14 protein-coding genes and 1 tRNA gene are annotated in these 13,237 nt (G+C 59.7%); 6 read left to right on the top strand and 9 right to left on the bottom strand.

The genetic code is table 11. From position 1 onward, the window contains the following. Positions 1 to 297: 297 nt before the first annotated feature. The 8 genes from ychF to V3W40_RS28205 form a co-directional block, all read right to left on the bottom strand. The gene (gene ychF, locus V3W40_RS28170; protein ID WP_065924046.1) at positions 298 to 1,398 is read right to left on the bottom strand and encodes a redox-regulated ATPase YchF; all 1,101 of its coding nucleotides are present in this window, start codon (positions 1,396 to 1,398) and stop codon (positions 298 to 300) included. A gap of 22 nt (positions 1,399 to 1,420) precedes the next feature. Beyond that, positions 1,421 to 2,005 (bottom strand): aminoacyl-tRNA hydrolase, encoded by a 585-nt coding sequence (pth, locus tag V3W40_RS28175; protein ID WP_003208389.1) that lies wholly within the window; start codon positions 2,003 to 2,005, stop codon positions 1,421 to 1,423. A gap of 167 nt (positions 2,006 to 2,172) precedes the next feature. Next, positions 2,173 to 2,772 carry a 50S ribosomal protein L25/general stress protein Ctc gene (locus V3W40_RS28180; protein ID WP_053131856.1) on the bottom strand — a complete coding sequence of 200 codons (600 nt, stop codon included), beginning with the start codon at positions 2,770 to 2,772 and terminating at the stop codon, positions 2,173 to 2,175. Between the two features lie 138 nt (positions 2,773 to 2,910). Beyond that, the gene (locus V3W40_RS28185) at positions 2,911 to 3,852 is read right to left on the bottom strand and encodes a ribose-phosphate pyrophosphokinase (protein ID WP_003171603.1); all 942 of its coding nucleotides are present in this window, start codon (positions 3,850 to 3,852) and stop codon (positions 2,911 to 2,913) included. 46 nt (positions 3,853 to 3,898) lie between these two features. Beyond that, a tRNA-Gln gene (locus tag V3W40_RS28190) sits at positions 3,899 to 3,973 on the bottom strand. Between the two features lie 37 nt (positions 3,974 to 4,010). Continuing rightward, on the bottom strand, positions 4,011 to 4,814 hold the full coding sequence (gene ispE / locus V3W40_RS28195; RefSeq protein WP_330216134.1) for a 4-(cytidine 5'-diphospho)-2-C-methyl-D-erythritol kinase: 804 nt from the start codon (positions 4,812 to 4,814) through the stop codon (positions 4,011 to 4,013). Positions 4,815 to 4,863: 49 nt separating this feature from the next. Beyond that, complete coding sequence (gene lolB, locus V3W40_RS28200) at positions 4,864 to 5,481, bottom strand: lipoprotein insertase outer membrane protein LolB (protein WP_027606887.1); 618 nt, start codon at positions 5,479 to 5,481, stop codon at positions 4,864 to 4,866. A 4-nt stretch (positions 5,482 to 5,485) separates the two neighbouring features. Beyond that, a complete protein-coding gene (locus tag V3W40_RS28205; RefSeq protein ID WP_141156701.1) occupies positions 5,486 to 7,210 on the bottom strand; it encodes a tetratricopeptide repeat protein in 1,725 nt (574 codons plus the stop codon). Positions 7,211 to 7,484: 274 nt separating this feature from the next. Here V3W40_RS28205 and hemA point away from each other — a divergent pair, with 274 nt between their 5' ends. From hemA to V3W40_RS28235, 6 genes are all read left to right on the top strand, one after another. After that, entirely contained in the window at positions 7,485 to 8,771 is a 1,287-nt protein-coding gene (gene hemA / locus V3W40_RS28210; protein WP_053131843.1) for a glutamyl-tRNA reductase, read from the top strand. After that, on the top strand, positions 8,768 to 9,850 hold the full coding sequence (prfA, locus tag V3W40_RS28215; protein WP_027606884.1) for a peptide chain release factor 1: 1,083 nt from the start codon (positions 8,768 to 8,770) through the stop codon (positions 9,848 to 9,850). Before hemA ends, prfA begins: the two co-directional genes overlap by 4 nt. Next, on the top strand, positions 9,851 to 10,681 hold the full coding sequence (gene prmC, locus V3W40_RS28220) for a peptide chain release factor N(5)-glutamine methyltransferase (RefSeq protein WP_137212623.1): 831 nt from the start codon (positions 9,851 to 9,853) through the stop codon (positions 10,679 to 10,681). Further along, on the top strand, positions 10,675 to 11,430 hold the full coding sequence (locus V3W40_RS28225; protein ID WP_098480396.1) for a molybdopterin-synthase adenylyltransferase MoeB: 756 nt from the start codon (positions 10,675 to 10,677) through the stop codon (positions 11,428 to 11,430). Before prmC ends, V3W40_RS28225 begins: the two co-directional genes overlap by 7 nt. Continuing rightward, positions 11,423 to 12,217: a glutamate racemase gene (murI, locus tag V3W40_RS28230; protein WP_065924050.1), complete on the top strand. Its 795-nt coding sequence runs from the start codon at positions 11,423 to 11,425 to the stop codon at positions 12,215 to 12,217. Before V3W40_RS28225 ends, murI begins: the two co-directional genes overlap by 8 nt. Positions 12,218 to 12,319: 102 nt before the next feature. Beyond that, positions 12,320 to 12,838, top strand: a complete 519-nt coding sequence (locus V3W40_RS28235; RefSeq protein ID WP_027606880.1) for an acyloxyacyl hydrolase — start codon at positions 12,320 to 12,322, stop codon at positions 12,836 to 12,838. 75 nt (positions 12,839 to 12,913) lie between these two features. Here the strand turns inward: V3W40_RS28235 and V3W40_RS28240 are convergent, their stop codons facing one another. Then, positions 12,914 to 13,219 carry a YkgJ family cysteine cluster protein gene (locus tag V3W40_RS28240; protein WP_027606879.1) on the bottom strand — a complete coding sequence of 102 codons (306 nt, stop codon included), beginning with the start codon at positions 13,217 to 13,219 and terminating at the stop codon, positions 12,914 to 12,916. Between the last annotated feature and the right edge of the window lie 18 nt (positions 13,220 to 13,237).

The following is a 13,237-nucleotide window of genomic DNA, read 5'->3' on the forward strand; positions in this document are numbered from 1 at the left end:
TTATCGCTCGACTTCAGTGTTGAGAGGACAGTCTATGCTCGTCAATCAGGAATGAGGGTATAGAACTTATACTGGGATATTGACGTAAGTGTGGGCCGGAATAATGTAGGAAAACCCCGGCATTATTGAGGTTAAATTGTGCAACTGCCTGGCTGCATTAAAGGCGGAGGGGGTAAGTAGGGGAAGTCTGGTAGTGAAGTGTGAACGATGCTTGTCCTATGTTAGGAAGTTTCACCTACAAAAAAGCCGATGCAGTGCATCGGCTTTTTTATTTGTCGTAGACTTCGCAGGTAGCGTTTACACGTTAAAGCGGAAGTGCATCACATCGCCATCTTTAACAATGTATTCCTTACCTTCCAAACGCCATTTACCCGCTTCCTTGGCACCGGCCTCACCCTTGAACTGGATAAAGTCGTTGTAGGCGATCACTTCCGCGCGGATAAAGCCTTTTTCAAAGTCGGTGTGGATCACACCGGCAGCCTGTGGCGCAGTGGCGCCGACTTTTACGGTCCAGGCACGCACTTCTTCGACCCCGGCGGTGAAGTAGGTCTGCAGGTTGAGCATTTCGTAACCGGCGCGGATCACACGGTTCAGGCCAGGCTCTTCCAGGCCCAGGGCCTCAAGGAACATGTCTTTTTCTTCGCCGTCATCCAGCTCGGCGATTTCCGCTTCAATCTTGTTGCACACCGGCACCACGATGGCGCCTTCTTCGTCGGCGATGGCCTTGACCACGTCGAGCAGAGGGTTGTTCTCGAAGCCGTCTTCAGCGACGTTGGCGATGTACATCACTGGCTTGGTGGTCAGCAGGTGGAAACCCTTGACCACGGCCTTCTCGTCAGCGCCCATGGTCTTCATTAGGCTGCGTGCCGGCTTGCCCAGGGTGAAGTGCGCGATCAACTGTTCCAGCAGGCCTTTCTGGACCACTGCGTCCTTGTCGCCGCCTTTGGCGTTGCGTGCGACTTTCTGCAGTTGCTTCTCGCAGCTGTCGAGGTCGGCGAAGATCAGTTCCAGGTCGATGATCTCGATGTCGCGTTTCGGGTCGACGCTGTTGGAGACGTGAATCACGTTCTCGTCTTCAAAGCAGCGGACCACGTGGGCGATGGCATCGGTTTCACGGATGTTGGCCAGGAACTTGTTGCCCAGGCCTTCACCTTTCGACGCGCCGGCTACCAGGCCTGCGATGTCGACGAACTCCATGGTGGTCGGCAGGATGCGCTTGGGATTGACGATGGCCGCCAGTGCTTCCAGGCGCGGATCGGGCATCGGCACGATGCCGCTGTTGGGTTCGATGGTGCAGAAGGGGAAGTTCTCCGCCGCAATACCGGACTTGGTCAAAGCGTTGAACAAGGTGGATTTGCCGACGTTGGGCAGGCCGACGATGCCGCAATTGAATCCCATGGTGTTTCCCCTCGGAAAAAAGTCAGGCCTTCTGGCTGTGCAGGTTTTTCATCGCGCGGTTCCATTCACCGGCGAAGATATCCGGCAGCACGCCGAGGGCAAAGTCGATGCTGGCATCGAGTTTTTCCTGTTCGGCGCGTGGCGCACGACCCAGGACGAAATTTGAAACCATACTGGCGACGCCTGGGTGGCCAATGCCGAGCCGCAGGCGGTAAAAAGTATTCTGATTGCCCAACTGCGCGATGATGTCGCGCAGGCCATTGTGCCCGCCATGCCCGCCGCCTTGCTTGAGCTTGGCAACGCCGGGTGGCAGGTCCAGTTCGTCGTGGGCCACCAGGATTTCCTCGGGTTTGATCCGGAAGAAGCCCGCAAGCGCCGCGACAGCCTGGCCGCTGCGGTTCATGTAGGTGGTGGGAATCAACAGACGAACATCCTGACCCTGATGCGAGAAGCGTCCGGTCAGACCAAAATATTTGCGATCGGCCACCAGGTTTACACCTTGTGCGTGGGCGATGCGCTCAACAAAAAGGGCCCCCGCGTTATGCCGGGTCTGTTCGTATTCGGCGCCTGGATTTCCCAGGCCAACGATCAGTTTAATGGCAGTCACGACAGGGGCCCTTCCTTTGGAGTTGTGGATAACATCGCCTGACCTGAGTGCGGCGAAAGTGGACGACAGGAGCTAACTTATCCAGAGATAAACTTCGCGTTATCGCCCGCTTTCTCGCTACGTTTCGGTCCGCGATGTTTCCTCAAGCTCCGGCAATACAGAGTGAATTACTCTGCAGCGCCTTCTTCAGCTTCTGGAGCAACGCGTGGAGCGTGTACGTTTGCAACAGCTTTGTCATCACCGTGAGCCAGTGCAACGAACTCAACGCCTTTAGGGGCCTTGAGGTCGGACAGGTGAACGATGTCGCCGATTTCCAGAGCCGACAGGTCGACTTCGATGAACTCAGGCAGGTCTTTCGGCAGGCAGGTCACTTCGATTTCAGCAACAACGTGCGAGACTTCGCCGCCTTTCTTGACCGGAGCTTCTTCACCCACGAAGTGCACAGGTACGATAGCGGTCAGTTTCTGACCTGCTACGACGCGTACAAAGTCAGCGTGCAGCACGTGGCCTTTAGCTGGGTGACGTTGCAGGGCCTTGATGATGACGTTCTGCTTTTTGCCACCAACGTTCAGCTCGATGATATGGCTGTAGGCCGCATCGTTTTCGAGCAGTTTGGCAACTTCTTTAGCCAGCATGCTGATGGATTCAGGGGCTTTGTCGCCACCGTAAACTACAGCTGGAACCAGGCTTGCGAGACGACGCAGGCGGCGGCTCGCACCTTTCCCCAGGTCGGAACGCACTTCAGCATTCAGAGTAAAATCGTTCATGTTGTATCTCCAAAATAACCACATTCGCCCCAGCGTTTGCGACCAGCGCTAAAGGCGATATGGGCAAAAAAGCCCCGCCCCAACAATATGCTGGGGCGGGGCGCTTTTCGTCAGTGAGGTGTTCCGAAGGTTTGACCCTTAGCGGAACATCGCGCTGATCGATTCTTCATTGCTGATGCGGCGAACCGCTTCGGCAACTACCGGTGCGATATCCAGTTGACGGATACGCGCACAGGCTTGAGCAGCGGCGGACAACGGGATGGTGTTGGTCACCACCAGTTCGTCCAGCACGGAGTTCTCGATGTTCTCGATCGCTCGGCCCGACAGCACAGGGTGTGTGCAGTAGGCGAAGACTTTAGCTGCACCGTGCTCTTTCAAGGCTTTGGCCGCGTGGCACAGGGTGCCGGCGGTGTCGACCATGTCATCAACCAGAATACAGGTACGCCCTTCGACATCACCGATGATATGCATCACTTCAGAGTGATTGGCTTTCTCGCGGCGTTTGTCGATGATCCCGAGGTCCACACCCAGGGATTTGGCAACAGCCCGTGCACGCACGACGCCACCAATGTCCGGGGATACGATCATCAGATTTTCAAAGCGCTGGTCTTCGATGTCATCCACCAATACGGGGGAGCCGTAGATGTTATCTACCGGAATATCGAAGAACCCCTGGATTTGGTCAGCGTGCAGGTCAACCGTGAGCACACGGTCGATACCTACCACGGTCAGCATGTCAGCAACGACTTTCGCGCTGATAGCCACACGTGCGGAACGCGGACGGCGATCCTGGCGGGCATAACCAAAGTAAGGGATTACAGCTGTGATTCGAGTCGCTGAGGAGCGGCGGAAGGCATCAGCCATCACGACGAGTTCCATCAGGTTATCGTTGGTCGGAGCGCAGGTCGGCTGGATAATGAAGACGTCTTTACCGCGGACGTTTTCATTGATCTCGGCTGTAATTTCGCCGTCGGAGAATTTACCGACAGAGATGTCACCGAGAGGGATATGCAGCTGACGTACGACACGTCGAGCCAGATCGGGGTTGGCGTTCCCCGTAAAGACCATCATCTTGGACACGCGCAGTACCTAGAGGCTGAGGGTAACCTGGATGAGTATTAGAAAATGGCAGGGGCGGCTGGATTCGAACCAACGCATGGCAGGATCAAAACCTGCTGCCTTACCGCTTGGCGACGCCCCTGTATCTGTTGCAACGAGTACCCAGTACTCGATTCCTTTTAGAGCAGGCTTTGCAGCTTGCGATGCAACATCGAAACGTTGCTTCCTTTTGCTACAAACCCTGTAAGGGTCTCTGTAAGAAGGGCCGAGACTTTATCAGCTTCAGCTTTGCTTGGGAAGCCCCCAAACACACAACTTCCAGTTCCGGTTAATTTTGCTTCGGTAAATTTACCTAACAAATTCAAAGCGTTACGTACCTCTGGATAACGCCTTGCTACAACCGGTAAGCAGTCATTTCGACTGTTTCCCTTGGGAACGGGGCGCACTTTAATGGGAGGAGAGTTACGTGTCAACAGCGGATCTGAAAAAATTTCTGCTGTACTTACAGATACTTGCGGGACAAGCACGACATACCACGGCTCTTCGGGGTATTCCGGGGTGAGTTTTTCCCCCACGCCCTCAGCAAAAGCGGCGTGTCCACGCACGAAAACCGGGACGTCGGCGCCCAGCGTGAGGCCCAGCGCAGCCAGGCGATCATGGTCCCAGCCCAGTTGCCACAAATGGTTCAGACCCAGCAGTGTGGTCGCTGCATTCGAGCTGCCACCACCGATTCCGCCACCCATGGGCAGAATCTTATCGATCCATATATCGATGCCCTGGGAACAGCTGGACTGCTCCTGGAGTTTTTTGGCGGCCCTCACGATCAGGTTGCTGTCGTGGGGCACGCCTTCGAATTCAGTGTGCAGCTGGATCACGCCATCGTCGCGCAGGGCGAAGGTGAGCTCATCGCCGTAGTCGAGAAATTGAAACAGCGTCTGCAACTCGTGGTAGCCGTCTTCACGGCGACCGAGAATGTGCAGCATCAGATTGAGTTTGGCAGGAGAGGGCAGGGTCAGTTTTTGTACGGCCACGTTATTGCCCCAGCTTGCGCGGTTGCCAGTCCTTGATCACCAGCGTGACGTCAAGGTCGGTGCCATGCAGCTTGATGCGCTCTGGCAGCCAATAACCGCCCTGTTCCACGTAGCTGAGGTACTCGACCTGCCAGCCATCCTGTTCCAGGGTGGCCAGGCGGCTATCACCGTTGAGGCTCAGGCGGCTCTTGCTGTCCGGCGCGGGCAAGCCGCGGACCCACCACACCAGGTGCGAGACAGGCAGTTTCCAGCCAATCTGCTCTTCCAGCAGCGCTTCGGGCGAGGTGGCCTCGTAGCGACCCTGGTTGGCGACTTCGAGGCTGACTTGTCCCGGGCGGCCGGTCAGGCGCGCGGCGCCGCGCCCCAGGGGGCCGGACAAGCGAATGTCGTAGTAATCCTGGCGTTGCAGCCAGAACAAGGTGCCGCTGCCGGAATCTTTCGGTGCGCGAACCCCGACTTTGCCTTCGATCTGCCAGCCGTCGATGCTGCCGAGCTGATCCTTGTGCTGCTTCCATTGCGCCGGGTTGCCCTGGCCCTCAACGGATTCGCGGGCACCGAAGCCCGCGCAACCGGCGAGCAGGGCGATGAAGCTGAAAACGATAACGTGGCGCAAGAACATAAGCTTAAAGGGTCTCGGATCCGGTCAGGCGCTTGATGGTGCCGCGCAGGATGGGGCTTTCGGGTTGTTCCTTGAGGAATTTTTCCCAGATCTGGCGGGCTTCGCGCTGCTTGCCATTGGCCCACAGCACCTCGCCCAGGTGTGCAGCGACTTCCTGGTCGGGGAAGCGCTCCAGGGCCTGGCGCAGCAAGCGTTCGGCTTCGTCGAGGTTACCCAGGCGATAGTTCACCCAGCCCAGGCTGTCGAGTACGGCCGGGTCTTCCGGGTTGAGCTTGTGCGCCTGTTCGATCAACGCCTTGGCTTCGTCGTAGCGCGTGGTGCGGTCGGACAAGGTGTAGCCCAGGGCATTCAGGGCCATGGCGTTGTCCGGGTCGCGCTTGATGATCAGGCGCAGGTCTTTTTCCATCTGCGCCAGGTCATTGCGTTTTTCCGCCTGCATGGCGCGGGTGTACAGCAGGTTCAAATCGTCGGGGAATTGCAACAAGGCCTGTTGCAGCACCTTCCAGGCGCGCTCGCCCTGATTATTGGCTGACAAGGTCTCGGCCTGGATCAGGTAAAGCTGGATCGCGTAGTCCGGTTCGGCATCCCGTGCAGCGGCCAGGCGTTTTTCTGCCTCATCGGTACGCCCGTTGCTCATCAGGATGTCGGCCTGGCGCAGTTGGGCCGGCAGGTAGTCGTTGCCTGGGCCGACCTGTGCGTATTCGAGCAGTGCGGCCTGCGGGTCGCTGCGCTCTTCAGCGATGCGGCCCAGGTTCAGGTGCGCCGAGTCGACATGGCTTTCGCGCTCGATCAGCTCTTCCAGGTAACCCTTGGCCTCGTCCCAGGCCTTGGCTTCCAGGCACACCAGCGCCAGGGAGTAACGCAGTTCATCGTCATCGGGGTATTGCTGGAGCAGGTTGGCGAACTGCACTTTGGCGTCCTCCATGCGGTCCTGCTCCACCAGCGTGCGCGCGTAAGTCAGGCGCAGGCGCTTGTCGTCCGGGTATTTCTTGATGCTTTTTTCCAGCAGTGGAATCGCTTCCTTGCCGCGGTTGAGGTTCTGCAGCAGGCGCGCGCGCAGCAGAATCGGCGCGATCTCGCCGTCTTCCGGCGGGTTCTGTTCCAGCAGCTTCAGTGCGGCTTCGGCTTCATCATCCTGTTGCAGCAGCAGGGCCTTGCCGAACACCAGTTGACTGTTCTTCGGGTGTTTTTGCAGCAGGCGGTCAAAACTCTTCATCAGGCCATTGCGGGTGTCCTGGTCGGTGTCGGCAGCCGACAGCGCAAGGAAGTCGAAATGGGTGTCGCCCTTGCCTTGCAGGACTTTCTCCATATAGACCATGGAGTCGTCATAGCGCCCGGCCCGCGCCAATTGAATGGCGGCTGCCCGCTGGGCTTCCAGATCGTCCGGCGCGTTCTTTGCCCAGATCAGCGAAGTATCCAGCGCGGCCTGATCGGCCCCGAGGTACTCGGCGATGCGGAACGCCCGCTCGGAAATTCCCGGATCCTGGGTGTTGATGGCCTGGGTCACGTAGTTATCCAGCGCAATATCGAAGCGATTGCGCTGGCCGGCCAGTTCCGCACTGAGCAGGCTGAACACCGTTTCTTCACTGAACGAGGAATAAACCTTGGGCTTTTCAGGGGCGGGTGTGCTGTCTTCCACCGGCGGTGTACCGTCCGGCGACACGGGTGCCATGGCCTGGCAGCCGCTGAGGAAGACAAAAGCAAGGAGCAACGCGGAAGATCTATTCATATAGGAAGAGGACGACTAACCTGCGGTCGGATCATCATGACACAAGCCTTCGGCCAAACATAACCGTGTAGGAGCGAGCTTGCTCGCGAAAAGCCTGAGGACAACGCGTTTTGTCAGGAGGCCGTGTCATGGTTCACGACCATCGCGAGCAGGCTTGCGCCTACAGATGGCCTTTTTATAGGCATAAGCTACTAGGACAATAGACGACGGTGGTTGTTCTGAATCTTTCGAAGTAGGACAATTGTCGGCTTCCCGACATCATCAGCGATATTGAATGGCCTTCCTCGCACTCGGTATTAACCACAAGACTGCTTCCGTAGACGTGCGCGAGCGCGTGGCGTTTACGCCAGAGCAGTTGGTTGAGGCCTTGCAGCAGCTCTGCCGTCTCACCGACAGCCGCGAAGCTGCGATCCTTTCGACCTGCAATCGCAGTGAGCTTTATATAGAGCAGGAACATCTCTCGGCGGATGTGGTACTGCGCTGGCTGGCCGATTATCACCATTTGAGCCTCGAAGACCTGCGCGCGAGCGCCTATGTGCACGAAGACGATGCGGCAGTTCGTCACATGATGCGCGTGGCATCCGGCCTCGATTCGCTGGTGTTGGGCGAGCCGCAGATCCTGGGCCAGATGAAATCCGCCTACGCCGTGGCGCGCGAGGCCGGCACCGTCGGTCCGCTGCTGGGCCGTCTGTTCCAGGCCACCTTCAATTCCGCCAAGCAGGTGCGCACCGACACCGCCATCGGTGAAAACCCGGTGTCCGTGGCGTTTGCCGCCGTCAGCCTGGCCAAGCAGATTTTCAGCGACCTGCAGCGTAGCCAGGCGCTGTTGATCGGCGCCGGCGAGACCATCACCCTGGTTGCCCGCCACCTGCATGACCTGGGCGTAAAGCGCATCGTGGTCGCCAACCGTACCCTGGAGCGCGCCAGCATCCTCGCCGAACAGTTCGGCGCCCATGCGGTGCTGCTGTCGGACATCCCCGCCGAACTGGTGCGCAGCGATATCGTCATTAGCTCCACCGCCAGCCAACTGCCGATCCTCGGCAAGGGCGCGGTGGAAAGCGCGCTGAAACTGCGCAAGCACAAGCCGATCTTCATGGTCGACATTGCCGTTCCCCGGGATATCGAGCCCGAAGTCGGCGAGTTGGACGACGTTTACCTCTACAGCGTCGACGATCTCCATGAAGTGGTCGCCGAAAACCTCAAGAGTCGCCAGGGCGCTGCCCAGGCGGCTGAAGAGATGGTCAGCGTCGGTGCCGAAGAGTTCATGGTGCGCCTGCGTGAGCTGGCGGCGGTGGACGTGCTCAAGGCGTATCGTCAGCAGGGCGAACGCCTGCGTGATGAAGAGTTGATCAAGGCCCAGCGCCTGCTCGCCAACGGCAGCAGTGCCGAGGAAGTGCTGATGCAACTGGCCCGCGGCCTGACCAACAAGTTGCTGCATGCGCCCAGCGTACAATTAAAAAAACTGACTGCCGAAGGCCGCCTCGATGCGCTGGCCATGGCCCAGGAACTCTTTGCCCTCGGTGAGGGCGCGCCCAGCTCTTCGGATAAAAAATCGCAATGAAAGCGTCACTGCTCAATAAACTGGACGTGCTCCAGGACCGTTTCGAAGAACTGACCGCCTTGCTCGGCGACGGCGAAGTCATTTCCGATCAAACCAAGTTCCGCGCCTATTCCAAGGAATACGCCGAAGTTGAGCCCATTGTGGCCACGTACAAAAATCTCACCAAAGTGCAGGCCGACCTCGAAGGCGCCCAGGCGCTGCTCAAGGACAGCGACCCGGACATGCGTGAAATGGCCGTGGAAGAAGTCCGCGAGGCCAAGGAAAAGTTGGCCGAGCTGGAAGGTGACCTGCAGCGCATGCTGCTGCCCAAGGACCCCAACGACGGGCGCAATGTGTTCCTTGAAATCCGTGCCGGCACCGGCGGTGATGAAGCGGCGATTTTCTCCGGCGACCTGTTCCGCATGTATTCACGTTATGCCGAGCGTCGCGGTTGGCGGGTCGAGATCCTGTCCGAGAACGAAGGTGAGCATGGCGGCTATAAAGAAGTCATCGCGCGGGTCGAAGGCGACAACGTCTATGGCAAGCTGAAGTTCGAGTCCGGTGCCCACCGTGTGCAGCGGGTTCCCGCGACGGAATCCCAAGGTCGCATCCACACCTCGGCCTGCACGGTGGCCGTGTTGCCCGAGCCGGACGAGCAGGAAGCCATCGAGATCAACCCGGCCGACCTGCGGGTCGACACCTACCGCTCGTCGGGCGCCGGTGGCCAGCACGTCAACAAGACGGACTCGGCGATTCGTATCACTCACTTGCCGTCGGGCATCGTGGTGGAGTGCCAGGAAGAACGTTCCCAGCACAAGAACCGTGCACGGGCCATGTCCTGGCTCTCGGCCAAGCTCAATGACCAACAGACCAGCGCCGCCGCCAACGCGATTGCCAGCGAGCGCAAATTGCTGGTGGGCTCGGGCGACCGCTCCGAGCGCATCCGTACCTACAACTTTGCCCAGGGCCGGGTCACCGACCACCGGGTCAACCTCACCCTTTACTCCCTGGACGAGATTCTCGCGGGTGGCGTGGATGCGGTGATCGAGCCATTGCTCGCCGAATACCAGGCCGATCAGCTGGCGGCGATAGGTGAATAAATGACCATTATCGCCAGCCTGTTGCGCGCCGCCGACCTGCCCGACTCGCCCACGGCGCGCCTGGATGCCGAATTATTGCTGGCGGCGGCCTTGGGCAAGTCCCGCAGCTACCTGCACACCTGGCCGGAAAAAATCGTCAGCAGCGAACACGCCCTGGTGTTTGCCGGCTACCTGCAACGCCGCCGCGCCGGCGAGCCGGTGGCCTATATCCTCGGTCAGCAAGGTTTCTGGAAGCTGGACCTGGAGGTCGCGCCCCACACGCTGATCCCGCGTCCGGACACCGAGCTGCTGGTGGAAGCGGCCCTGGAATTGTTACCGGCCACACCGGTCAAGGTCCTCGATCTCGGTACTGGCAGCGGCGCCATCGCCCTGGCCCTGGCCAGCGAGCGTCCGGCCTGGCACGTCACGGCCGTCGACCGCGTGCTGGAAGCCGTGGCGCTGGCCGAACGCAATCGCCAGCGCCTGCACCTCCATAACGCCACGGTGCTCAACAGCCATTGGTTCAGCGCCCTGGCAGGCCACGCCTACGACCTGATCATCAGCAACCCGCCCTACATCGCCGCCAACGATCCGCACCTGGTGGCGGGCGATGTGCGTTTCGAGCCGGCCAGCGCCCTGGTGGCGGGCCATGATGGCCTGGACGACCTGCGGTTGATCATCGCCCAGGCCCCGGCCCACCTGAACGTCGCGGGTTGGCTGCTGCTGGAGCACGGTTACGACCAGGCTGGCGCGGTGCGCGACCTGTTGCTGAGCCAAGGCTTCGAGCAGGTGCACAGCCGCATCGACCTTGGCGGTCACGAACGCATCTCCCTGGGACGCTGGCCGTGCTGACCGATCAGGAGCTGTTGCGCTACAGCCGACAGATTCTGTTGCAGCATGTCGACATCGACGGCCAATTGCGCCTGAAAAACGGCCGTGCGTTGATCGTCGGCCTCGGTGGCCTGGGTGCCCCGGTGGCGATGTACCTGGCTGCCGCGGGTGTCGGTGAATTGCACCTGGCGGATTTCGACACCGTCGACCTCACCAACCTGCAACGCCAGATCATCCATGACACCGACAGTGTCGGGCAGGCCAAGGTCGATTCGGCCATGCGCCGCCTGAGTGCCCTCAACCCCGAAATCACCTTGGTCGCCCATCCCATCGCGCTGGATGCCGATACCTTGGCGGCGGCGGTGGCGGGTGTGGACGTAGTGCTCGATTGCAGCGACAACTTCTCCACCCGCGAGGCCGTCAATGCCGCCTGCGTGGCGGCGGCCAGGCCATTGATCAGCGGCGCGGCGATTCGGCTTGAAGGGCAACTGTCGGTGTTCGATCCACGTCGTGCCGAAAGCCCGTGCTATCACTGTTTATACGGGCACGGCAGCGACACTGAACTGACCTGCAGCGAAGCGGGTGTGGTCGGCCCACTGGTGGGCCTGGTCGGTAGCCTGCAAGCCCTGGAGGCCCTGAAACTGCTGGCGGGTTTCGGCGAGCCGTTGGTGGGACGCTTGCTGCTGATCGATGCGTTGACCACACGTTTTCGCGAATTGCGGGTCAAGCGTGATCCCGCTTGCAGTGTCTGCGGGACGCAACATGGGTAAGGACGCGCCAATCGGTGTGTTCGATTCCGGTGTCGGCGGCTTGTCGGTGCTGGATGAGATTCAGCAATTGCTGCCCCATGAGTCCCTGTTGTACGTGGCCGATTGCGGACATATCCCCTACGGCGAGAAAACCCCCGCGTTCATTCTTGAGCGCTCCCGGTCTGTCGCCGGGTTTTTCCGCGAGCAGGGCGCCAAGGCTTTTGTGATTGCCTGCAACACCGCAACCGTGGCGGCCGTCGCGGATTTGCGCCAGGACTACCCCGATTGGCCCCTGGTGGGCATGGAGCCCGCGGTCAAACCCGCCGCGGCGGCCACGCGCAGTGGCGTGGTCGGGGTGCTCGCCACTACCGGCACCCTGCAAAGCGCCAAGTTCGCCGCGTTGCTCGATCGGTTTGCCACCGATGTGCGGGTGATCACCCAGCCGTGTCCGGGCCTGGTGGAGCTGATTGAAACCGGTGATCTGGACAGCCCGGCCCTGCGTCAGTTGTTGCAGGGCTATATCGACCCGCTGCTCAGCGCCGGCTGCGACACCATCATCCTCGGCTGTACCCACTATCCCTTCCTCAAGCCGCTTCTGGCGCAGATGCTGCCTGCCAGCATCATCCTCATCGACACCGGCGCTGCCGTCGCACGTCAGCTCAAGCGTTTGCTGGGCGAACGCGACCTGCTGGCCCTCGGCGATCCTGAGCCTGCACAGTTCTGGACCAGTGGCGATGTGTATCACCTAAGAAATATCCTACCGACACTATGGAAACATTCTGCAGTTGTGCGAAGCTTCGGGTCGTGAAAATTTCGTGAAATGTCGCTGAACTTCTGAGTGTGCGTCAGCTTCTATAGCGAGATGGCCTGTAAAAAATCATACAACTTTGTTTTCAAAGGACTGTTTCTTATGAAGCGCTTGTTCTGTTTGGCCGCGATTGCGGCCGTAGTGGTGGGACACTCTGTTTCGGCCCAGGCCGCAGGCCTGGAGTTTGGGGTGGGCAGCACCAGCGATTCGACGTTGACCTATCGACTGGGCCTGACCTCGGATTGGGACAAAAGCTGGATGCAGAGCGACGTCGGTCGTCTGACCGGCTATTGGAGCGGCGCCTATACCTATTGGGAGGGGGATGACCGTGCAGGTGCCAGCAGCCTGTCGTTCTCGCCGGTATTTGTGTATGAATTCGCCGGCCAGTCGGTCAAGCCTTACATAGAAGCCGGGATTGGCGTGGCAGTGTTTTCCCGTACCAAGCTGGAAGACAACAACATCGGCCAGGCTTTCCAGTTCGAAGACCGCCTGGGCTTTGGCCTGCGCTTCACCGGTGGGCATGAAGTCGGCATTCGCGCCACGCACTACTCCAATGCCGGGATCAGCAGCAATAACGATGGTGTAGAAAGCTACTCGCTGCACTACACCATGCCGCTGTAATTCCCAGGAACGCTGCAAGACAGTGTGGGCGGGGGCAAGCCCTCCCACACTTTTTGATCGTCATCAGTCTTCAGATCAGCGGTAGGCCGTGGCGATGCCTTCGCGTTCGGTCAGGCACTCCGGTGCGCCCATCTCGAACTCCCGGCAGATCAGCGGCCGACGTTCGTAAATCGTGCACATCATCGTGTCCCGATCCAGCGCCGCGCACCAGCCGTCATCCAGGCGCAGCATCACTTCACCGCCCCAATCGTCAGTGTCGATATAGCGCTCCGGCACGCCGGTGTCGGTGATCAGCATCACTTCCAACTGGCAGCAGCAGGCCGCGCAGGTCGAGCAGGTGACGGCGGGTTCGGTGATCTGGATGTGGGGGATGTTGGTCATAGGCGCGCAGTGTAAGGC

Origin of the sequence: Pseudomonas sp. AM8 (assembly GCF_036346475.1) — a bacterium.
In the GTDB taxonomy this organism is placed as follows: Bacteria; Pseudomonadota; Gammaproteobacteria; order Pseudomonadales; family Pseudomonadaceae; genus Aquipseudomonas; species Aquipseudomonas marginalis.

Excerpts from the sequence above, each read along its gene's own strand:
- prfA (WP_027606884.1), top strand. The coding sequence starts at position 8,768 with ATGAAAGCGTCACTGCTCAATAAACTGGACGTGCTCCAGGACCGTTTC.
- V3W40_RS28235 (WP_027606880.1), top strand. The coding sequence starts at position 12,320 with ATGAAGCGCTTGTTCTGTTTGGCCGCGATTGCGGCCGTAGTGGTGGGA.
- prmC (WP_137212623.1), top strand. The coding sequence starts at position 9,851 with ATGACCATTATCGCCAGCCTGTTGCGCGCCGCCGACCTGCCCGACTCG.
- hemA (WP_053131843.1), top strand. The coding sequence starts at position 7,485 with ATGGCCTTCCTCGCACTCGGTATTAACCACAAGACTGCTTCCGTAGAC.
- ispE (WP_330216134.1), bottom strand. The coding sequence starts at position 4,814 with ATGCTGCACATTCTCGGTCGCCGTGAAGACGGCTACCACGAGTTGCAG.
- V3W40_RS28240 (WP_027606879.1), bottom strand. The coding sequence starts at position 13,219 with ATGACCAACATCCCCCACATCCAGATCACCGAACCCGCCGTCACCTGC.
- murI (WP_065924050.1), top strand. The coding sequence starts at position 11,423 with ATGGGTAAGGACGCGCCAATCGGTGTGTTCGATTCCGGTGTCGGCGGC.
- V3W40_RS28180 (WP_053131856.1), bottom strand. The coding sequence starts at position 2,772 with ATGAACGATTTTACTCTGAATGCTGAAGTGCGTTCCGACCTGGGGAAA.
- ychF (WP_065924046.1), bottom strand. The coding sequence starts at position 1,398 with ATGGGATTCAATTGCGGCATCGTCGGCCTGCCCAACGTCGGCAAATCC.
- lolB (WP_027606887.1), bottom strand. The coding sequence starts at position 5,481 with ATGTTCTTGCGCCACGTTATCGTTTTCAGCTTCATCGCCCTGCTCGCC.
- V3W40_RS28205 (WP_141156701.1), bottom strand. The coding sequence starts at position 7,210 with ATGAATAGATCTTCCGCGTTGCTCCTTGCTTTTGTCTTCCTCAGCGGC.